This is a genomic window from Bacillus infantis (genome assembly GCF_020171945.1).
GTDB lineage: Bacteria > Bacillota > Bacilli > Bacillales > Cytobacillaceae > Bacillus_AB > Bacillus_AB infantis_A.
The window spans coordinates 486,555-504,968 of record NZ_JAIVAP010000002.1 but is presented as its reverse complement, the minus strand read 5'-3'; the positions used below and the strand labels follow the sequence as shown (position 1 = coordinate 504,968).

Genomic DNA, 18,414 nt, shown 5'->3' with positions numbered 1-18,414 from the left:
ACATCAACTGGGAATCAGCTGGATGATTGTTTCTATCAGGACAGTCAGGATTGGGATAGCCATCGCCAGAATCAGTATTTTGCCGCCGAGCTCAATCTTTGATGCGATTGCACCCTGTCCTGCATCCTTCGTTATCTGGGCGGCAAATTCCGCTATATAAGCAATTCCGATGATTTTAAGGATCGTTTCTACATAGACAAGATTCACCTTGGCATTAACTGCAATTTTCTCAAGCATATGGATGATGGCATAAATCTGGTCAACGAGAAACAGGAAAATGCTGCATCCGGTAAAGACAACGAGCAGAAAGGCAAAGTTAGGCTTCTGCTCTTTTACTACAAGGGCGAGGAATGTTGCAACCAGCGAGATGCCTGCTATCTGAAAGATCTCAATCGCTGAGCCCTCCCTTATCCTTGAAATAAAAAGACCGACTTAATTTTCTGGAAGAGGTCGTCCACAATCGAGGCGACCATAAACAAGATATAGATAAAACCGAATAAGGTGACCCACTGTGCGTACTCTTTCTTTCCGACCTGGTCCAGAATGGTGTGCAAAAAGGCGACTACGATGCCGACCCCGGCAATTTTAAAAATAATATCAACCTCTAATCCCATCATTTCTCCTCCTATACGCTGCTTTAATATTCCTTGCATCGTGTGCGAGCCCTGATTTAAATCAATAGAATGATCAACAGGAGACCTGACAGGAAGCCAAGGCTTTTTACCATCCGTTCGTATTTTGCCTGTCTTTCATAGGCATCAGCTTCTTCCCTTTCCAAATGGGAGAGTGCCAGCATGATTTGTTTTTGCTGGGAAAACCGGTCATGGCGGCCGAGTGTCTCCCCGAACTGCTTCATGATCTCAAATTCTCCCTGCTTGAAGGCCGTCAGCTTCCATACCTCTTTCAGGCTTTCTTCCCAGGCAGCCCTGACTGTTGTTTCCGAATCTGTAAGCTTCTTTGAGAAAGATTCAAAAAACCAGGACAGCGGCTTTGAAAGCTGGGCAGCCAGCCTTCTTGCCGCTTCATGGAGCGGTGTATGCCCGTACATGATTTCAGCCTCCAGCGATTGAAGCGCGGATTTAAGCTGCCGAAGCTGGCGCGGCCTTTCGTTCAAATGCTTTGATGCTTCAAACCCCGCCCATGTAGTGGCCAGGATAATGAAACAGGCGCCGATGATCTTCATCATGCCAGGTTCACCGCCGCTTCCCTGTGGATTTCCCTGCCTGACTTGTCCAGGATTGATGCAATATTCCCCGGGCCGCCTGTCCGGTCCAGAATCACATATCTTTCAAAAATTCCGCTTTCAAGGATTTGCTTTAATGTCGGTCTGTTCTTTATTTCCTCCCATGAACGTCCATGAGTTGTCATCATCAGCTTGATTCCCGCATGGACAGCCTCCATGATGGCATCCCCATCCTCTTGCCTCCCGATTTCATCAACGAGCAGGACATCCGGGCTCATGGAACGAATCATCATCATCATCCCTTCCGCCTTTGGGCAGGCATCCAGGACATCCACCCTCGGGCCAAAGGTCATCTGGGGTATGCCGCTGACACTTCCGGCAATCTCAGACCGCTCGTCCACTATGCCGGCCTTCTGTGCCTGAATAGCTGGTTTCGATGCACCAGAGGAGACGATCCGGGCAATATCCCTGAGAAGCGTTGTCTTGCCCGTCTGCGGCGGGCCGACGATCATAGTGTGGAGCCAGCCGCTGCTATATAAATAGGGAATCAGCCTGTCTGCTGTCCCGACTTTCTCTCTTGCCACCCTGATATTAAAGGAAGAGATATCACGGATGGCCTTGACCTTCCCTCCATCCAGAATGACTTTTCCGGCAAGCCCCACCCGGTGCCCGCCCTCTATCGTGATATAGCCCCTCTTTAGCTCTTCTTCCAATGTGTAGATTGAAAAATGGCTGATTTTATTCATTAAATGGACGGCATCTTCTGCACCAACTGTATAGGGCAGGAAGCAGGGGATTCCTTTGGCTGTCACTTCAAGCGGCCTGCCAATCCTGATCCTGATTTCCTCAAGATGCTCCATCATTTCAGGAGGGACATTTTTCAGCTTGTCTGATAAATTTTTTGGCAAAAAGGCTGCAACTGTTTCCACAAAAATCCTCCTTATAGCTTTACTGTCTTTTATTTTCGCTACTAAGAAATGTATGTTGTTCCAGGAGCAATATGACAATATTTGTCCCTTTTCCATAAATGGATTATCCGGCGGAAACAAAGAAGAGATTCTTTATCAAGCAGCAAATATGGGTATCATGAATAATGGCAGGGAAAGGAGAGGGATAGGCTGTTTACTAGGTATAAAGAGGAAATTCAGAAGCTTCCTTTAAAAAATACATATACAAAAGAAGAGCTGCTGCAACCAGGATTGCTGATTGAAGAAAATGGTGCTCTCCAGATCTATTACTCGCCCCATAATGAATATGTGAATAGCAGAGCTAAAGTGTTGATACTTGGCATTACGCCTGGATGGGCGCAAATGAACAAAAGCATCACGCTCGCAAGGCGTTTGATTGGAAAGGTTCCTGACTCAGAGGTGCTGAAGAGGGTGAAAGCAGAAGGGCGCTTTTCAGGACCCATGAGGAAAAACCTGGCGGAAATGCTGGACAGCATCGGCCTGCCGGAGCGGATGGGACTTGACCATTCGATGATGCTCTTCCACGAAGCGGACACACTCCTCCATACATGCTCACTTGTGAAATATCCTGCTTTTTATAAAGGAAGGAACTATACTGGCCATAGCCCCGGATTGAGCAAAAGCCCTTTTCTGAGCGGCTATGCTGAGGAAACACTCAAAACTGACATCATGCCGCTTGATTCCCCCTTGATCATCCCCCTGGGAAAAGCGGCGGACAGCATATTGGCTGGATGGATTAAGATCGGGCTGATTAATCCTGAAAAATGCCTGTCCGGATTTCCGCATCCATCAGGGGCAAACGGACATCGTTTCAGGCAGCTGGATGAGAGAAAAGAAGAACTGTCAGGAAAAATCAGGCAGTATTTCCATTGATGATTTTGTTCTGCCGTCCGGCGTACTTCAATAACTTAAAGAAAGAATAGCTTTTGGGGAGGAGAGTACATGTATAAAAATCACGGTATATCAGGACAGCCCTTACAGAAACAGGGCCGGAATACTATCAGGGTTACAGGAAAGGGAACTGTCGAGGCAAAGCCGAATAAGGCGGAAACTATCTTTGGCGTTTCAGCCGAAAGCAGTTCCCTGGCAGAGGCACAAGCTGAAGCCGCCCAAACAATCGCCGGTATAAAGGATGGATTGATCAGGATCGGGATACCGGAAGAAAACATCCAGACAAAGGACTATTCTGTTTTTCCGCAATATGATTTTCAGGATGGCAAGCAGATCTTCAGAGGATATAAAGCAGAGCATTTATTAAGGGTGATTGTATCGCCTGTTGAAGCTGCCGGCAGGGTATTGGATGCCGCTGCAGAAAATGGAGCGAACATCATTTCTTCTGTCAGGCTTTTAGCGGACGATGGAAAGTGGCAAAAGCAGGCATTGTCTCTCGCAGTCATCGATGCGTATGAGAAGGCTGCTGCTATCGCAAAAACTCTGAACGTACAGCTGATTAAAACACCAGTGTCAGTCACTGAAGGAATCATTGCCCCCGGCCAGCCAATACCAAGGGAAGCCGGCCAGTTTGTCAAAAGCGCGGCCGCTGGTACTTCAATAGAACCTGGCACTACGGAAATTACTGCCTATGTTACAGCGGAGTTTGTTTATTAAAAAAAGCAACAGCCGATTGGCCATTGCTTTGGGATAACCTTATTAGGGCCGCAGTTGCCGCCGATTTATATGGAGTTTCAAACCTGCTCCAACAGGTGGGTGTCCGCAGGAATTCCTTCCGTGTGTCCTCATGCAGAGGCATGCCGTCCTGATTCCGATATAGGGCTCCCTATTACTACATAAAGGTTGAAACTTCATATACAAACGAACAACGCAGCTTGTATTAATTATATTACAATAACATTACCAAAAAGGCAATAGCTTTAAGCCATTTTTTCATAAGCTGGAGGATAATAGCGCATACTAAAGAGAGTGCGGCAAAAAGAGGACCGAAAGGATGGCTACTGAATGGTAAATGAAAATCATGAAAAATTTTTAAAAGAGCAGCGGGATCCGGACCAGTATCTTGGCGGAACAAAAAGCAACAGGAAGCCGGCATCCTCTGACCCGGAATATAATAACCCGGGGAATACCGAACAATCCCCGGGGACAACCGGAAGGGAACTTTAACTGAATGCAATAAAAAATACCCGCCGGCCTGATGCCCTGCGGGTATTCCTTTTCACCGATTATGCCCTGGATACATAAGAGCTTTCAGTTGTGTTGATGATCAGAACATCTCCCTGGTTGATGAAGAAAGGAACCTGTACAATCAGGCCTGTCTCAAGTGTGGCAGGCTTGGTTCCGCCAGAAGCAGTATCACCTTTGATTCCAGGCTCAGTTTCTGTCACTTCAAGCTCAACAGTGTTTGGAAGTTCAACACCAAGCGTTTCTCCCTGATACATCATGATCTGTACTTCCATATTTTCTTTAAGGAACTTCAGCTCATACTCGATTGAGTTTTCAGGCAGTTCGATTTGCTCGTAGGACTCGTTGTCCATGAATACGTGCTGATCTCCGCTTGCATACAAATATTGCATCCTGCGGTTGTCGATCTGGGCCTTTCCTACCTTCTCGCCGGCACGGAAAGTTTTTTCCTGGATAGCGCCGGTACGGAGATTGCGGAGCTTTGAACGAACAAATGCTGCGCCTTTCCCTGGCTTAACATGCTGGAAATCCATTACTCTCCAAATGCCGTTGTCTACTTCGATGGTCAATCCTGTACGAAAATCATTTACAGAAATCATGTGTTATGTCCTCCTAATATGCAATTACAGAATGATTAGTTCTTTAGTTGAATGAGTCAGCTTTTCGTTATGGTCCTTAGTAATGATTGTATCATCCTCAATGCGCACCCCGCCTAGTCCAGGTATATAGATGCCTGGTTCGACTGTAACGACCATCCCTTCTTCAAGGATGGCATCAGATCTGGATGCAAGCCCAGGCCCCTCGTGGACCTCAAGCCCGATTCCATGTCCTGTGGAGTGGCCGAAATATTCGCCATAGCCTTTGCTGCTGATATGGTCGCGCGTAAGGGCGTCGGCTTGCTTACCGGAAATGCCCGGTTTGATGCCCTCGAGCCCCTTCAGCTGTGCTTCAAGGACAATATGGTATATGTCCTTCAGCTTGCTGTCCGGCTCACCCACAGCAAGGGTGCGGGTAATGTCGGATACATAGCCATTATAATAGGCGCCAAAATCAAGTGTAACCATATCCCCTTTTTCAATCACCTTATCGCTAGCCACTCCGTGCGGAAGGGCAGATCTGTATCCGGAAGCAACAATGATGTCAAAAGAAGAAGAGGCTGCACCAGCTTTTTTCATAAAGAATTCCAGTTCATTCGAAACCTCCAGCTCTGTCCTGCCGGGGCGTATATAGTCCAGAATATGAGTATATGCCTTGTCGGCAATGCTCGCAGCTTCCTTTAATATCTTAATCTCTGAATCCGTCTTAATCAAGCGTAACTTTTCAATTGCTCCGCTTACCGGAACAAGCTCTGCTTCCACTGCTGCTTCATAGGCTTTAAAGGAGGCAAATGATACATGTTCCTGCTCAAAGCCAAGCTTCTGGATCCCAAGATTTTTGGCCTGCCTGGCCGCCTCTTCAACGATATTGCCTGAATGCTGAACGATTTCAAAGCCTTCACACTGCTTCCCGGCCTGTTCGACATAGCGGAAATCGGTGATGAACTGTGCTTTTTCCCCGCTGATCAGCACCAGTCCTGCAGAGCCGGTGAAACCGGTTAAATATCTTCTGTTATAATTGCTTGTAACCAGCATCCCATCAATTGAATGCTGTCCAAATGCGGCGCGAAGCTTCTGTAGTTTCTCCATCCTAATTTCTCCCCTTTTCCAGTAGTGCGGCAAATGCCAGCTCATACCCCTTGAGCCCCAGGCCAACGATCTGACCCGCCGTAACTGCTGCGGTGACAGACACATGGCGGAATGGCTCACGGGCATGGATATTCGATATATGTACTTCGATGACAGGCACGCTTATGCCTGCTATGCAGTCCCGGAGGCTGTAGCTGTAATGTGTAAATGCCCCGGGATTAAAGATCACGCCATCGACTCCGGCTTCGTTCGCTTCGTAAAGCTTGTCGACAAGCACCCCTTCATGATTGGACTGGCAGGCTTCCAGTTCTGCCCCGTATTCGCGGGCCAGCTCTGCAATCCGCTCTTCCAGCTGCTTCAGTGTGGTCTCTCCGTAAATACCGGGCTCCCTTTTGCCCAGCATATTCAGGTTCGGCCCGTTTAATAGTAGTATTTTTGTCATAATCAGGCTCCCGTGAAAAAAAGAATGTCCATAAGAACATTCTATCACAATTGAAAACGGCAGCACACCGAAAGCATATTATGTTGCTGCTTCTTTTTCCTTATCTTCCCTGAACCTGATTTCATTTTCTTCATAAGAAATTGAGAAGCCGACGAATACTCCATAAAGAATATAAAAACAGACAGAGGCAATGATTGTATTTTTATCCAGGTCCCTCAGCGGGCTGATGCCTGGAAAAATGGGATTCAGCACAAGAAAGACCAGCAGGAAAAGTGCAATTCCGTAGGCTGCCCCCGCAAAGATGCTTTTGATCTTTCTAAGCAGGGCATAATAGATGATTGCTGCCCCGATGGAGACAATCCCGATGAATACAAGCGAAATGACCGTACCAAGCCACGTCTTCTTCCATCCCCCTATAGCCCATGGCTCCAGGATGACCCTCGGATGGATTTCAGTCAGGTTAAAGACGTAAGCCAGATAAGCCAGCCCGCTCCAAAGCACTCCACCGACAAATCCAGTGATGATGACCATAGCCATGAAGGACATCGGCTTTTCCCTCTGATTTTGTTCAAGCTTTTCATGTTCTTCCTTCATTTTTCCACCTCCATTGCCTTAGTATGCCCATGGTTATATTTTCAATCACATCTAAAGCAGAAATTGAAGGTTCATCTGCCATGAGAAAAAATCTTACTTTTGCTCCGCTCTAGAGGTTTTATCCGTTTTTTAGTAGAATAAATATAGGTACATTCAGCTTATGCAAAAAGTGCCTTGCAGGCACGATCCACTTTTTCCAATATGCTGTTTCGGCCCAGTACACAATAGGTTGGTGTTACATATATGTCTAAAGATCAAAAGCCCGTTTATGGCGGCCAGGCAGTTGTTGAAGGCGTCATGTTCGGCGGCAAGCATCATTATGTTACAGCTGTCAGAAGGAAGGATGAGTCTATCGAATACTTCCATCTGCCGAGAAAATCAAACCCTTCCCTTCAGACAATCAAGAAAATCCCCTTTCTGAGAGGGATAGCAGCTATCATTGAAGCCAGTGCGAACGGTTCGAAGCACTTGAATTTCTCAACAGAGAGATTTGATCTTGATCCAAGCGAGGATCATACCTTAAAAGAACAGGAGCCATCCAAGCTCACCATGTGGCTCGGCGTGGCAGCCATCGGGGTCATTTCCTTCCTGTTTGGAAAATTTATCTTTACCCTTGTTCCTGTATTCCTGGCGGCTTTGACAAAGCCGATTTTTCCAAGCGATGTTGCGCAGGTATTGGTAGAAGGATTTTTCAAGCTCATTCTTCTCCTTGGCTATATTTATTTCGTTTCATTGACCCCGATCATCAGGCGGGTGTTTCAGTATCATGGTGCAGAGCATAAAGTAATAAATGCTTTTGAGAACGGCAAGGAGCTGACGGTTGAAAATGTTCAGGCCCAGTCCAGGCTCCATTATCGCTGCGGCAGCAGCTTTATCCTCTTCACCGTCATTGTCGGCGTCTTCATTTATATGTTTGTGCCGACCGATCCGCTTTGGGTCAGGATTTTAAACCGCCTTGCCCTGATTCCCGTCGTACTCGGAATTTCATTTGAGGTCCTGCAGCTGACGAATAAGGTCAGGCATGTGCCTGTCCTGAAATGGCTCGGCCTTCCCGGACTCTGGCTTCAGCTATTGACGACCAAAGAACCGGATGATAAACAGACAGAAGTTGCCATTCTTTCGTTTAATGAACTGCTAAAAAAGGAAAAGGAAACCGAGGACACTAATAAAACAGAAGAAATTGTATAAAATATAGTTTAAAAGCAAGTGAAAATGCTCATCATGCTCATAGGGAGGTGGCTTTTTTGAATAACCGGACTTCATTGTATATTGTTGCCGGCCTCATCGGCCTCGCAATAATCGGAATAATAGGCAGATTGGTAAACGACCCTGCCGGTTTTTTGCAGAGTATAGCCGTAATAGCCCTCATTGGTGCTGCCGTATATTTTCTGTTTCGCCGTTTCTACAAAGCTGGCCCTATGAAAAAAGAGCAGCAGGCATTTGTTAAAGCAGCTAAGAAATCTAAAAGGAAATATCAGAAAGAACCTGCCAGCACCAGGAAGGCAAGTGTCGGTTCGCTCACATCCTTAAGGAAAACAAAAGCTCGCAAATCTCCACCTCATTTAACCGTCATTGACGGGAAAAAAGGCAAAAAAAAGAACCGGGCAACTCTCTGATGCCCGGGGCTGTTTAAATTTCAAGCTCACTGGCGGCTGTATGCAGCCGGCCATTGGAAGGCACTGCCAATTCTGGCAGTGCTTTTTAATTCCCTCAGTATGTCCATAGAGAGAAGAACTTCCTCGCTGACCGCCTCCCAAGCTCCAGCAGCTCTTCTTTTCTTTCAGCGGTAAGGCCAAATTCTGTAGAGACGATGCCTTCTGTCGGAACAAAGATGATATTTTTTGCATGCTTCCGGGAAATATAGCGGGCATCATGGGCATCCTTCATTGTCTCAAAGAGCGCCTCATACAGCTGGATCGCATTATTGATTTTATTTTTCTCCCTGTCCAAGACATCATGGCTCAGCTTGATCCCAAGTACCGGCCGGACCTTTTTAACATTTTCCTTATCAAAGAGCCACATCGGAAAATTGCTCAGCACTCCTCCATCAACTAGGAGACTTGTTTCCCCTTCAAATGACTTCAGTTTGACCGGTTCAAAAAAATAGGGCAGGCTGCAGCTCATCCGGATAGCTTTCGCTACTGAGAATCGGCCAGGGTCGACCCCGTAGCTCATTAAATCATCCGGGAGGACGACAAGCCGGCCGTTCGTCAGATCTGATGCAATAACCCTGAGCTTCTGGGGTGCAAGATCGCCAAATGTACGGATCCCCCTTGCGGCGAGCTTCTCTGCAATCCACTTCTCCAGCTCGTTTCCCTTGTACAAGCCAAGGCGCCAATACAAAAGCAGCCACTTAGCTGCCGAAAAAGGCAGCAGTGTCCTCCTGGCATCCAGCAGCTTCTTCAAATCAAGTTCATTCATCAGATCGAACATTTCCCTGCTTGTGTATCCTGCAGCGGAAAGTCCGGCCACAATGGAGCCAGCGCTCGTGCCCGCCACCCTTTCAAAGCGGAATCCTTTCTGCTCAATGACCTCCAAAGCACCGATCAGCGCAAAGCCTTTAATGCCGCCGCCTGAAAAAACGCCGTCTATATACATGCAAGCCACTCCCGTCGATGATACCTGCTTGATACATCTTTAATCGGGCAGCTGCAAAAATAGTACGGCGGACAAATTAATTATTCAGGATAAAATATCAGATTACGTAAAATACTGAACTTCAGCTTCTGGAAAAAAGGAATGGACATAGCTTCGGATGGTTTCTTCCATTTCCTTTGCTTCATCATTCTGGTATACATATTTTCCTATTCCGTAGCGGCCCCACTTATATTTCCGCTTTTCTTCATCCATTTCAAGCTTTGTTTTCGGATAGCGTTTTTCAATGACCTTCTTGGCAGGCTTTGTGAAACGGTGCTGAATGAGTTCAAAAGTGAGATCTTTCAGTTCGATGCCATCAAGCGACTGCTTCAGCCTTTCAAAAAGCTCAAAATAGCCTTCCTTCCAGTTTTCATGAAGATAGATCGGCGCAACAATAAAGCCTAAAGGATATCCTGCCCCCGCAACCTTCCTGGCCGCTTCGAGCCGTTCATCGAAAGTGGATGTGCCTGGTTCAAAATTCTTGATCACATATCGCGAATTAACGCTGAAACGGAATCTTGTTTTGCCGTTATGCTTGGCATCGAGCAGATGGTCGACATGATGGTACTTTGTCACAAAGCGGAGCCTTCCATACTCTGTACCGCCAATGAATTCAATCGTCTTTTTCAATGAGTGTGTTAAATGGTCCAGCCCTACAATATCCGAGGTACAGGCAGCTTCAAATCGGGTGACTTCAGGCGCCCGCTCCTCCATATATTTTTCAGCCTGGGCAAAGATATCCTCAAGGTTTACATATGTGCGGATATACGGCTTGCTCCCAAGGGTTGTCTGCAGATAACAGTAATGGCAATGCCCCATGCATCCAGTTGCCAGCGGGATTGCATACTCAGCGGACGGCTTGGACGTATCGAATTTTAGCGTCCTCCTGATTCCTACTACGAGTGTCGATTTTGCATTCCGGTACTGCTGAAGCTCATTATTCCCCGGGATGCCGCGCACCTGGTTATGGGAAGTGGTTTCGCGGATTTCAATGCCAAGCTCCTCAAATTTTTCCTTCAGCTCCTTCCCCAAAGGATACTCGAGTGCTTTCGGTTCGATATATACAAGCTGCGGCATGAATGGTTTCATCTTTATAACCCCGTTTCTATGTTTGCTTGGCTCAGGCATGTCGCCGGCACTTTTTTGTAGTATGAGCATTATTGGGGCAAAACCGAAAAAAAGAGGACGGAAAAATTTTTCCATCCTCTTTTTACTGTTTATGAAAATTTTACAAGCCGCATTTCAACTGGGCATTGCAGTTTGTGCAAGTGTTGCATCCGCCGATTTCTTTTACCTTGCCCTGGCGGCATACCGGACAGGTGTTGCCTACTTCAGAGCCGATAGTTACATCTGTCGATCTGAGGTCACTGATTGTGTCGACCAGTACAACACGCTGCTTCGGCTTTTCTTCTTTAGCTTCTTCCTCATCGAAGGTGTTTTCTTCCGCTTTTAGCGTAAGGACCTGCGAGTCGCGGGAACCGTCGACATATACTGTTCCGCCTTTCGCTCCGCCGCGGTACAGTCGTTCATACACACCTTCCACCTGTTCAACGCTATAGCCCTTCGGTGCATTGACCGTCTTGCTTATAGAACTGTCAATCCAGCGCTGGATGACACATTGAACATCGGCATGTGCTTCAGGGGAAAGCTCCATAGCGGAAATAAACCATTCCGGCAGGTTCTCAGGATCTGCATCAGGGTTGCGGTCCAGATACTCTTGTACGATATCTGCCTTCACCTCAATGAACTTTCCTAATCGGCCGCTCCTGAAATATGAGAAGGAGAAGTATGGTTCAAGCCCTGTTGAAACCCCGACCATGGTACCTGTAGATCCTGTCGGTGCGACAGTCAGCAGGTGGGAATTGCGGATTCCTTTTTCAAGGATGGACTGTCTCACATCTTCCGGCATTTTCTGCATAAAGCCGGTTTCTGTGAAGTTCCGGCGGAGCCTGTTTGTTTCTTCTTCCGTCTCTCCTGTCAGGAACGGGAAGCTGCCTTTTTCGCCGGCAAGCTCAACTGAAGCTTTATATGCTGTTACAGCAATCGTTTCAAATACTTTATCGATCAGCTCATTGCCTTTTTCTGAACCGTATTCAGTCTCACAGTAGATCAGCAGATCATGCAGTCCCATGACGCCAAGTCCGACACGGCGCTCTCCCAGAGCCTGCTTTTTGTTTTCTTCAAGGAAATATGGCGTCGCGTCAATGACGTTATCCTGCATGCGGACGCCAACTTCAACAGTCCTGGCCAGCTTTTCAAAGTCGACTGTTCTGTTTTCCTTATCAGCCATTTCAGCAAGATTGACAGCGGCCAGATTGCAGACAGAATATGGCGCAAGCGGCTGCTCCCCGCAAGGGTTCGTCGCTACTACCTTCTGTCCGTAGGCTTGTGCATTTGTCATATCATTCGCATTGTCGATGAAGAAAATGCCCGGCTCTGCGGAATAGGTCGCACAGATATTGATCAGGTTCCAAAGCTCTTTTGCCTTGATTTTGCGGTAGGTGCGCACTTTATGGCCCAGCTTTTCCCATTCGCGGACATCGCCGATCTTATGCCATTCTTCATTGTAGATCTTCATCGTTTCGGCATCATATGACTCCACATCAGGGAAGCGCAGCTCATACTCTGCATCTTTTTCAACTGCATCCATGAAGTCCTTTGTCAGGCACACAGAGATATTGGCACCTGTCAGGAACTCCGGATTATGGACAGTATAATTGCCTCCGGCAGCAAGCTTATTTTCCGCATCTCTGATGATCTTCTCGTTGAAGCCGCCAAGTCCGGGGATTTGTTTATAGTTGATGATTCCCTGATACATATTGGTCTCCTGCTCAGTCAGCGGAGTGAACTTCAGCTTTTCACTGGCATAGCGCTTGATTGTTTCATCCTGTGTATTTTCAAGCAAAAAGCGGAGGATGCGCGGGTTCTGCATTTTTGAGATGATGAATTCAATGATATCCGGATGCCAGTCTGTCAGCATGATCATTTGGGCGCCGCGTCTTGAACCGCCCTGCTCAACCAGATGAGTCAGTTTTGCAATATCATCCAGCCAGGAAACCGATCCGGAGGATTTGCCGTTTACTCCGCGCGCAAGCGTGTTGCGCGGCCTTAAGGTCGATCCGTTTGTTCCGACTCCGCCGCCCCTGCTCATGATTTCCATTACCTGCTTGCGATGCTCTGAAATCCCTTCGCGGGAATCCTGCACAAACGGCATGACATAGCAGTTAAAGTAAGTAACATCCGTATCCGCCCCAGCGCCATAAAGCACCCTTCCGGCAGGGATAAAGTTCAGGCTGACAAGCTCGTGGTAAAATTTCTCAAACCATTCCTTGCGCTTCTCTTCTGTTTCCTCAGCTGCTGCGAGGCCTGTCGCATTCCGCTTTGCAATCTGCTCATAATAGATCTCAAGCGGCTTTTCAATCACATCCAGCGATTTCGTGATTACCGGTTCATCCGGATTATCAAGGACGCCGCGGAATTCTTCCTCCACCAAAACTCTGGCTGTCTTGTTCTCCCAGTCAATCTCCTGGATGAAGCCAAGGCCGCGGGCAGGGAATTTTGGATCTTCTTTGACAGTCAGGACAACGAAGTCCCCGTTTGCCAGAGTGATCTTTTCTGTATCCTTGAACGTATAGCGGTCCAGCATGACCAGACGCGAAACCCCTTTATGGGTGATTTTCATATCAGGGGTGATCGGATGCACCTGGGGGAATAGGCGGATATCCTTGTTTAATTGTTCGATGTTCACTTTTGCTTTTTGTCCCAGCACGACAGACATACACACAGCTCCTTCAATGTATCTTTCTATTTTTAATAGAAAGCCAAGCTTCTATTTGTTTTTTTGAATACCCTTAAGTTATCATATCCAAAACCTCAAAATCAATATATAGTATATAAAATATTTTCGACACCACTATATATTGTATTAGAGGTCAAATCAATTTAATTTTGTCAAACTCAGAAAAAACTAGATTTCAGAGATAAAAAGAGATATTGCCCGATTAATGACAGTAAACGATTATTTTCGGCAAATTTCGGGGCTTGCGTTTTAAGTATGAACCACATGGAAAAATATTCATAATTTGGATGTGCGGAATTCCGCATCAAACAGAAAAAAAGCGACAGGGCCGCTTTTTTTCTTTTGGCTTTGTTAAACATTGTTATTGATTTTGGGCTCATTTCAGCTGTGCTGAGATGCGTGTGAAAAAGAGTTTCACACGAATGAGCCCAAAATCAACGAGGTACACTAACACAGTCTATCTTTTAAAATTCCATTCATCGTTTTCATATCGGTGTTTTGCAATTTTGTTCACATATTCCATTTCTTCAGCGGAAAGCTCATAAGGTTCAAGCTGAATGCCAAGCCCTTCCTCAAAGCCCTTTCTGAAGGCTTCCTTGGCCTGTCCGATTGTGACTTTGTCCCGGCTAAGCTCGTTGATGGCAACGGCTTTGCTTTTGAACGCTCTCTGCATCCTTTCCTTCACACGGTCATTCGGATACTTGAACAGGCTGAAAAGCTTATCTTCATCCAGGTCGAGCAGGATGGATCCGTGCTGGAGGATGACACCCTTCTGCCTTGTCTGGGCGCTTCCGGCAACCTTTCTCCCCTCAACAACAAGCTCATACCAGCTTGGTGCATCAAAGCAGACGGAAGAACGCGGGTTCTTAAGCGACTCCCTCTCCTCGGCTGTCTTCGGGACAGCAAAATAGGCATCCATTCCAAGATTGTGAAACCCCTTAAGAATCCCTTCAGAGATCACCCGGTACGCCTCGGTAACGGTTTTCGGCATTTCAGGATGGTCCTCTGAAACGATGACACTGTACGTAAGCTCATGCTCATGCAGGACGCCCCGTCCGCCTGTCGGACGGCGGACAAATCCCAGACCATGTTTTTTGACGGCGTCCATATCGATTTCCTTTTCCGCTTTTTGAAAATAGCCAATGGAAAGCGTTGCCGGATCCCATCCGTAGAAGCGGATGACAGGCGGAATCTTCCCCTCGCTGTTCCACTCGAGGAGTGCCTCATCCAAAGCCATATTGAAAGATGGGGAACCAAAGCCCGAATCGATAAATCTCCAAGTTTCTTTTAGCATATGTAACCCTCTTTTTCATGTTATGAGTCTTGCACATGTTTTCTAGTCTATCAAAATGGGCGGAAAAAACAAAGCAAACAGCCCTTGCCTAATATTTCAAAATCCCGTCTTGCCCGCTTTGTCTGCAGCAAATCCGAAAACATGAGAAATACGTGAATTTTGCAGGAATTCCTTTACTCGCATAGCTGCCGGCTTATATAATAAAAGCTGGCGTAGCTATACGTGAAAGGAGAAGTCACATTGGATACACTTTATATTCTTTTAATCATTATCGGGGGCTTTGTTACCTACTCTGTCGTATCATGGCTCTATCAGCGCAAAGTCGTCAAGACCTTGACAGAGGATGAATTCCGCGCAGGATACCGGAAGGCTCAGCTGATTGATGTCCGGGAGCCGAATGAATTTGATGCCGGCCACATTCTGGGGTCCAGGAATATCCCGTTATCACAGATGAAAATGCGCATGAAGGAAATCCGCCCGGACAAGCCTGTATACCTGTACTGCCAAAGCGGAATGCGCAGCGGACGTGCAGCCCAGTTCTTATACCGCAGAGGCTATAAAGACCTCCACCAGCTGCAGGGCGGCTTCAAAAAATGGTCAGGCAAAATCAAAGCGAAGAAATAAGGGAAGCACTCCCTTCTATACATGAGCAAAAAAGGGTCCAGCCTTAAGGCTGGACCTTTTTTTCATATGGTCATATTAAGCATTTCAAAACGGTGCACTCCAATCCTGAATAGAAAGGTGTCTGAAACAAAGTTTCACACGAATATATATGCCTAAAATCAGCTGGGAACATACTAAGCCATAATAAAGGGCGAAGCACAGCGCCAATGCCGTGTTTCGCCCTCTAATGCCTCTAATGCCAATCAGAACTAAGCTTCTTTCTTATACCGGAGGACCGGTTTTCTTGCAGCCAGGGTCTCATCCAGTCGGCCGATTACCGTTGTATGCGGCGCTTCCTGCACGATTTCAGGATTTTCCTCCGCTTCCTTGGCAATCTGGATCATTGCTTCAATGAAGCTGTCCAATGTTTCCTTTGATTCTGTTTCAGTCGGCTCGATCATGATGCATTCCTCTACATTCAGCGGGAAGTAGATGGTAGGCGGATGATAACCGAAGTCGAGCAGGCGCTTCGCAATGTCAAGCGTTCTGACGCCAAGCTTTTTCTGGCGCTTTCCGCTGAGTACAAACTCATGCTTGCAATGCCTGTCAAATGGAAGATCATAGTATTCCGCCAGGCGCCTCATCATATAATTGGCATTCAGGACGGCGAATTCTGTAACATTTTTCAAGCCGTCCGGCCCCATTGTGCGAATATAAGTATAAGCGCGCACATTGATGCCGAAGTTTCCATAATACGGTTTGACCCTTCCAATTGATTGCGGGCGGTCATAATCAAGGACAAATTCCTCACCGCGCTTAGCAACGATTGGTTTAGGAAGATATGGTATCAGGTCTTTCTTGACTCCGACCGGACCTGACCCTGGCCCTCCCCCTCCGTGAGGACCTGTGAATGTTTTATGGAGATTCAGATGGACAACATCGAATCCCATATCTCCAGGCCGCGCTTTGGAAAGGACCGCATTCAGGTTCGCACCGTCATAATAAAGCTTGCCGCCGGCACCATGGACAATCTCTGCCATTTCAAGGATGTTTTCTTCAAACAGCCCAAGAGTGTTCGGGTTCGTCAGCATCAGGGCAGCTGTATCGGATCCGACTACACGGCGAAGATCCTCAAGGTCCACAAGGCCGTTTTCATTCGATTTAACGGTGACGGTTTCAAAGCCGGCGACCGTTGCTGATGCGGGATTGGTCCCATGCGCTGAGTCAGGGACGATGACCTTTGTCCTCTCTGTATCCCCGTTCGCTTCATGGAAGGCCCTGATCATCATCAATCCTGTCCATTCTCCATGTGCACCCGCAGCAGGCTGAAGTGTCACTTCGTCCATTCCGGTAATTTCAATCAGATGCTCCTGCAGGTCATACATAAGCTCCAATGCCCCCTGCACTGAGCTTTCCTCCTGAAGAGGATGGATATGGGCAAATCCGTTGAAGCGTGCCACATTTTCATTGATTTTGGGATTGTATTTCATCGTGCACGACCCAAGCGGATAAAAGCCAGAATCCACACCATGGTTTCTTTTGGATAAAGCGGTATAATGCCTCATGATATCCAGTTCTGATACTTCTGGAAGCTCAGGCTCTTCTTCACGCAGATATCCTTCAGGCAGCAATTCAGCCAAATCCACTTCAGGTACATCCAGTTCCGGAAGGCTGTAGCCTGTTCGGCCCGGCTTGCTTATTTCAAAAATCAGCGGCTGGTCTTGATTATGCATGGTAATCCCCCAATTCTTTAACAAAAGTATCGATTTCTTCTTTCGTGCGAAGCTCTGTCACGGCAACCAGCATATGGTTTTCCAGTGTAGGATAGCTTCTGCCGAGATCATAGCCGCCAATGATTTCTTTATCGAGCAGGCTCTTATTGATCTCCCTGACTGGTGCATTCAGCTTTACGACAAATTCATTAAAGATCGGGCCTTCAAAGGCAAGCTCGAAGCCGGCCTTCTTGAACTGATCCCTGGCATAGCGGGCTTTCTGCATATTCTGGACTGCAATATCCCTGACGCCCTTTTTGCCGAGGGCTGTCATGGCGACAGACGCAGCAAGAGCATTCAAAGCCTGGTTGGAGCAGATATTGGAAGTCGCTTTATCACGGCGGATATGCTGTTCCCTTGCCTGAAGGGTAAGTACGAAACCGCGGCGGCCTTCTTCATCGACCGTCTGCCCGACAAGGCGGCCCGGCACCTTCCTCATCAGTTTGGAGGTGACCGCAAAATAACCGCAATGAGGTCCCCCGAATGCCGTCGGGATCCCGAATGGCTGCGCATCGCCTGCCACAATATCAGCGCCGAACTTTCCTGGAGGCGTCAATGCACCAAGGGAAAGCGGATTGCTTGATACAACGAACATGGATTTATGAGCGTGGATGACTTCCTCCAGCTCTTTAAGAGGCTCTATGCGGCCGAAGAAGTTAGGGTATTGGACAATGACTGCAGCTGTGTCGCTGTCCATTTGTTCTTTCAGTGCATCCATATCTGTAATTCCGTCACTATGCGGGATTTCCACAACTTCAATATATTGCCCCTTGGCATAGCTCCTGACAACATCCTTCGATTCAGGATGTACAGCCTCGGAGATCAGGATTTTCTTGCGGCGCGTCTGGCCGGCTGACAGCATGGCTGCCTCAGCGAGGGCAGTCCCTCCGTCATACATGGAAGAGTTGGCTACATCCATGCCTGTCAGCTCGCAGATCATCGTCTGGAATTCAAAGATGGCCTGCAGCTCCCCCTGGGAAATCTCCGGCTGATACGGCGTATAAGCTGTATAAAATTCTGAGCGGGAAATAACGTGGTCCACAATCACTGGCATATAATGATCATAGACACCGGCTCCAAGGAAGGAAGAGTTGGACCTGAGGTCGGCATTCTTTCCTGCCAGCCTGGTAAGCTCCTTCAATAATGCCGTTTCCGGCTTTGCCGGTTTAATATTGTACTCTCCCTTAAACCTGACAGCTTCAGGTATATCACTGAACAGTTCGTCAATCGAACTTGCCCCGATCTTCTCAAGCATTTCCTTTTTGTCTGTTTCCGTCATAGGCAGATAGCGATGCGTCATG

The 18,414-nt window shown here is 47.4% G+C and carries 21 protein-coding genes and 1 other RNA gene; 7 read left to right on the top strand and 15 right to left on the bottom strand.

Going from position 1 to position 18,414, the window contains the following annotated elements:
- Nucleotides 1-3 precede the first annotated feature (3 nt).
- Genes spoIIIAD through spoIIIAA form a run of 4 tightly spaced genes read right to left on the bottom strand, consistent with a single transcriptional unit; the run spans nt 4 to nt 2,112 of the window.
- Complete coding sequence (gene spoIIIAD, locus LCM00_RS06605; RefSeq protein WP_224899334.1) at nt 4-393, bottom strand: stage III sporulation protein AD; 390 nt, start codon at nt 391-393, stop codon at nt 4-6.
- Between the two features lie 14 nt (nt 394-407).
- Nucleotides 408-614 (bottom strand): stage III sporulation protein AC, encoded by a 207-nt coding sequence (gene spoIIIAC / locus LCM00_RS06600; protein WP_009794945.1) that lies wholly within the window; start codon nt 612-614, stop codon nt 408-410.
- A 56-nt stretch (nt 615-670) separates the two neighbouring features.
- Complete coding sequence (spoIIIAB, locus tag LCM00_RS06595) at nt 671-1,186, bottom strand: stage III sporulation protein SpoIIIAB (RefSeq protein WP_148974549.1); 516 nt, start codon at nt 1,184-1,186, stop codon at nt 671-673.
- On the bottom strand, nt 1,183-2,112 hold the full coding sequence (gene spoIIIAA / locus LCM00_RS06590) for a stage III sporulation protein AA (RefSeq protein ID WP_224899192.1): 930 nt from the start codon (nt 2,110-2,112) through the stop codon (nt 1,183-1,185). The genes spoIIIAB and spoIIIAA overlap by 4 nt, the downstream gene beginning before the upstream one ends.
- Between spoIIIAA and LCM00_RS06585 the strand changes: the two genes are divergently transcribed.
- The 3 genes from LCM00_RS06585 to LCM00_RS06575 all read left to right on the top strand — a co-directional run bounded on the left by LCM00_RS06585 (nt 2,069) and on the right by LCM00_RS06575 (nt 3,759).
- Nucleotides 2,069-2,344 (top strand): hypothetical protein, encoded by a 276-nt coding sequence (locus LCM00_RS06585; RefSeq protein ID WP_224899336.1) that lies wholly within the window; start codon nt 2,069-2,071, stop codon nt 2,342-2,344. The two genes, spoIIIAA and LCM00_RS06585, sit on opposite strands and share 44 nt — an antisense overlap.
- A 38-nt stretch (nt 2,345-2,382) precedes the next feature.
- Complete coding sequence (locus LCM00_RS06580) at nt 2,383-3,024, top strand: hypothetical protein (RefSeq protein ID WP_224899189.1); 642 nt, start codon at nt 2,383-2,385, stop codon at nt 3,022-3,024.
- Between the two features lie 69 nt (nt 3,025-3,093).
- The gene (locus LCM00_RS06575; protein ID WP_224899186.1) at nt 3,094-3,759 is read left to right on the top strand and encodes an SIMPL domain-containing protein; all 666 of its coding nucleotides are present in this window, start codon (nt 3,094-3,096) and stop codon (nt 3,757-3,759) included.
- Nucleotides 3,760-3,800: 41 nt separating this feature from the next.
- On the opposite strand, the gene ssrS is transcribed toward LCM00_RS06575, so the two are convergent.
- Nucleotides 3,801-3,982, bottom strand: a non-coding RNA gene (gene ssrS, locus LCM00_RS06570) — 6S RNA.
- Nucleotides 3,983-4,107: 125 nt separating this feature from the next.
- Here ssrS and LCM00_RS06565 point away from each other — a divergent pair.
- Nucleotides 4,108-4,269, top strand: coding sequence for a hypothetical protein (locus tag LCM00_RS06565; RefSeq protein ID WP_224899183.1), 162 nt, complete (start codon nt 4,108-4,110; stop codon nt 4,267-4,269).
- Between the two features lie 59 nt (nt 4,270-4,328).
- On the opposite strand, the gene efp is transcribed toward LCM00_RS06565, so the two are convergent.
- The 4 genes from efp to LCM00_RS06545 form a co-directional block, all read right to left on the bottom strand.
- Nucleotides 4,329-4,886 (bottom strand): elongation factor P, encoded by a 558-nt coding sequence (gene efp, locus LCM00_RS06560; RefSeq protein WP_009794939.1) that lies wholly within the window; start codon nt 4,884-4,886, stop codon nt 4,329-4,331.
- Nucleotides 4,887-4,910: 24 nt separating this feature from the next.
- The gene (locus LCM00_RS06555; RefSeq protein WP_224899180.1) at nt 4,911-5,972 is read right to left on the bottom strand and encodes a M24 family metallopeptidase; all 1,062 of its coding nucleotides are present in this window, start codon (nt 5,970-5,972) and stop codon (nt 4,911-4,913) included.
- Between the two features lies 1 nt (nt 5,973).
- On the bottom strand, nt 5,974-6,414 hold the full coding sequence (aroQ, locus tag LCM00_RS06550; protein ID WP_224899177.1) for a type II 3-dehydroquinate dehydratase: 441 nt from the start codon (nt 6,412-6,414) through the stop codon (nt 5,974-5,976).
- Nucleotides 6,415-6,492: 78 nt separating this feature from the next.
- Nucleotides 6,493-7,008: a YqhR family membrane protein gene (locus LCM00_RS06545; RefSeq protein ID WP_224899174.1), complete on the bottom strand. Its 516-nt coding sequence runs from the start codon at nt 7,006-7,008 to the stop codon at nt 6,493-6,495.
- A 243-nt stretch (nt 7,009-7,251) separates the two neighbouring features.
- On the opposite strand from LCM00_RS06545, the gene LCM00_RS06540 reads away from it, so the two are divergent.
- Together LCM00_RS06540 and LCM00_RS06535 are read left to right on the top strand one after the other, a co-directional pair.
- Nucleotides 7,252-8,196 (top strand): DUF1385 domain-containing protein, encoded by a 945-nt coding sequence (locus LCM00_RS06540; protein ID WP_224899171.1) that lies wholly within the window; start codon nt 7,252-7,254, stop codon nt 8,194-8,196.
- Between the two features lie 47 nt (nt 8,197-8,243).
- Nucleotides 8,244-8,624, top strand: a complete 381-nt coding sequence (locus LCM00_RS06535; protein ID WP_318247595.1) for an SA1362 family protein — start codon at nt 8,244-8,246, stop codon at nt 8,622-8,624.
- A gap of 94 nt (nt 8,625-8,718) precedes the next feature.
- Here the strand turns inward: LCM00_RS06535 and LCM00_RS06530 are convergent, their stop codons facing one another.
- From LCM00_RS06530 to LCM00_RS06515, 4 genes are all read right to left on the bottom strand, one after another.
- On the bottom strand, nt 8,719-9,606 hold the full coding sequence (locus LCM00_RS06530) for a patatin-like phospholipase family protein (RefSeq protein ID WP_224899166.1): 888 nt from the start codon (nt 9,604-9,606) through the stop codon (nt 8,719-8,721).
- 102 nt (nt 9,607-9,708) lie between these two features.
- Nucleotides 9,709-10,734: a spore photoproduct lyase gene (gene splB, locus LCM00_RS06525; protein ID WP_224899163.1), complete on the bottom strand. Its 1,026-nt coding sequence runs from the start codon at nt 10,732-10,734 to the stop codon at nt 9,709-9,711.
- 139 nt (nt 10,735-10,873) lie between these two features.
- Nucleotides 10,874-13,423 carry a vitamin B12-dependent ribonucleotide reductase gene (locus LCM00_RS06520; RefSeq protein ID WP_224899161.1) on the bottom strand — a complete coding sequence of 850 codons (2,550 nt, stop codon included), beginning with the start codon at nt 13,421-13,423 and terminating at the stop codon, nt 10,874-10,876.
- A gap of 478 nt (nt 13,424-13,901) precedes the next feature.
- Nucleotides 13,902-14,738: a lipoate--protein ligase family protein gene (locus LCM00_RS06515; protein WP_224899158.1), complete on the bottom strand. Its 837-nt coding sequence runs from the start codon at nt 14,736-14,738 to the stop codon at nt 13,902-13,904.
- A 240-nt stretch (nt 14,739-14,978) separates the two neighbouring features.
- Between LCM00_RS06515 and LCM00_RS06510 the strand changes: the two genes are divergently transcribed.
- A complete protein-coding gene (locus tag LCM00_RS06510; protein WP_224899156.1) occupies nt 14,979-15,362 on the top strand; it encodes a rhodanese-like domain-containing protein in 384 nt (127 codons plus the stop codon).
- Between the two features lie 248 nt (nt 15,363-15,610).
- Here the strand turns inward: LCM00_RS06510 and gcvPB are convergent, their stop codons facing one another.
- Nucleotides 15,611-17,074, bottom strand: a complete 1,464-nt coding sequence (gene gcvPB / locus LCM00_RS06505; protein WP_224899152.1) for an aminomethyl-transferring glycine dehydrogenase subunit GcvPB — start codon at nt 17,072-17,074, stop codon at nt 15,611-15,613.
- A complete protein-coding gene (gene gcvPA / locus LCM00_RS06500; protein ID WP_224899149.1) occupies nt 17,067-18,413 on the bottom strand; it encodes an aminomethyl-transferring glycine dehydrogenase subunit GcvPA in 1,347 nt (448 codons plus the stop codon). Before gcvPA ends, gcvPB begins: the two co-directional genes overlap by 8 nt.
- Nucleotide 18,414: the final 1 nt, after the last annotated feature.

What these genes read in the sequence shown, in the direction of transcription:
- LCM00_RS06545 (WP_224899174.1), bottom strand. Translation starts at nt 7,008, where the DNA reads ATGAAGGAAGAACATGAAAAGCTTGAACAAAATCAGAGGGAAAAGCCG.
- splB (WP_224899163.1), bottom strand. Translation starts at nt 10,734, where the DNA reads ATGAAACCATTCATGCCGCAGCTTGTATATATCGAACCGAAAGCACTC.
- spoIIIAB (WP_148974549.1), bottom strand. Translation starts at nt 1,186, where the DNA reads ATGATGAAGATCATCGGCGCCTGTTTCATTATCCTGGCCACTACATGG.
- LCM00_RS06540 (WP_224899171.1), top strand. Translation starts at nt 7,252, where the DNA reads ATGTCTAAAGATCAAAAGCCCGTTTATGGCGGCCAGGCAGTTGTTGAA.
- LCM00_RS06565 (WP_224899183.1), top strand. Translation starts at nt 4,108, where the DNA reads ATGGTAAATGAAAATCATGAAAAATTTTTAAAAGAGCAGCGGGATCCG.
- aroQ (WP_224899177.1), bottom strand. Translation starts at nt 6,414, where the DNA reads ATGACAAAAATACTACTATTAAACGGGCCGAACCTGAATATGCTGGGC.
- LCM00_RS06520 (WP_224899161.1), bottom strand. Translation starts at nt 13,423, where the DNA reads ATGTCTGTCGTGCTGGGACAAAAAGCAAAAGTGAACATCGAACAATTA.
- spoIIIAC (WP_009794945.1), bottom strand. Translation starts at nt 614, where the DNA reads ATGGGATTAGAGGTTGATATTATTTTTAAAATTGCCGGGGTCGGCATC.
- gcvPA (WP_224899149.1), bottom strand. Translation starts at nt 18,413, where the DNA reads ATGACGCATCGCTATCTGCCTATGACGGAAACAGACAAAAAGGAAATG.
- LCM00_RS06515 (WP_224899158.1), bottom strand. Translation starts at nt 14,738, where the DNA reads ATGCTAAAAGAAACTTGGAGATTTATCGATTCGGGCTTTGGTTCCCCA.
- efp (WP_009794939.1), bottom strand. Translation starts at nt 4,886, where the DNA reads ATGATTTCTGTAAATGATTTTCGTACAGGATTGACCATCGAAGTAGAC.
- LCM00_RS06555 (WP_224899180.1), bottom strand. Translation starts at nt 5,972, where the DNA reads ATGGAGAAACTACAGAAGCTTCGCGCCGCATTTGGACAGCATTCAATT.
- LCM00_RS06575 (WP_224899186.1), top strand. Translation starts at nt 3,094, where the DNA reads ATGTATAAAAATCACGGTATATCAGGACAGCCCTTACAGAAACAGGGC.
- LCM00_RS06530 (WP_224899166.1), bottom strand. Translation starts at nt 9,606, where the DNA reads ATGTATATAGACGGCGTTTTTTCAGGCGGCGGCATTAAAGGCTTTGCG.
- gcvPB (WP_224899152.1), bottom strand. Translation starts at nt 17,074, where the DNA reads ATGCATAATCAAGACCAGCCGCTGATTTTTGAAATAAGCAAGCCGGGC.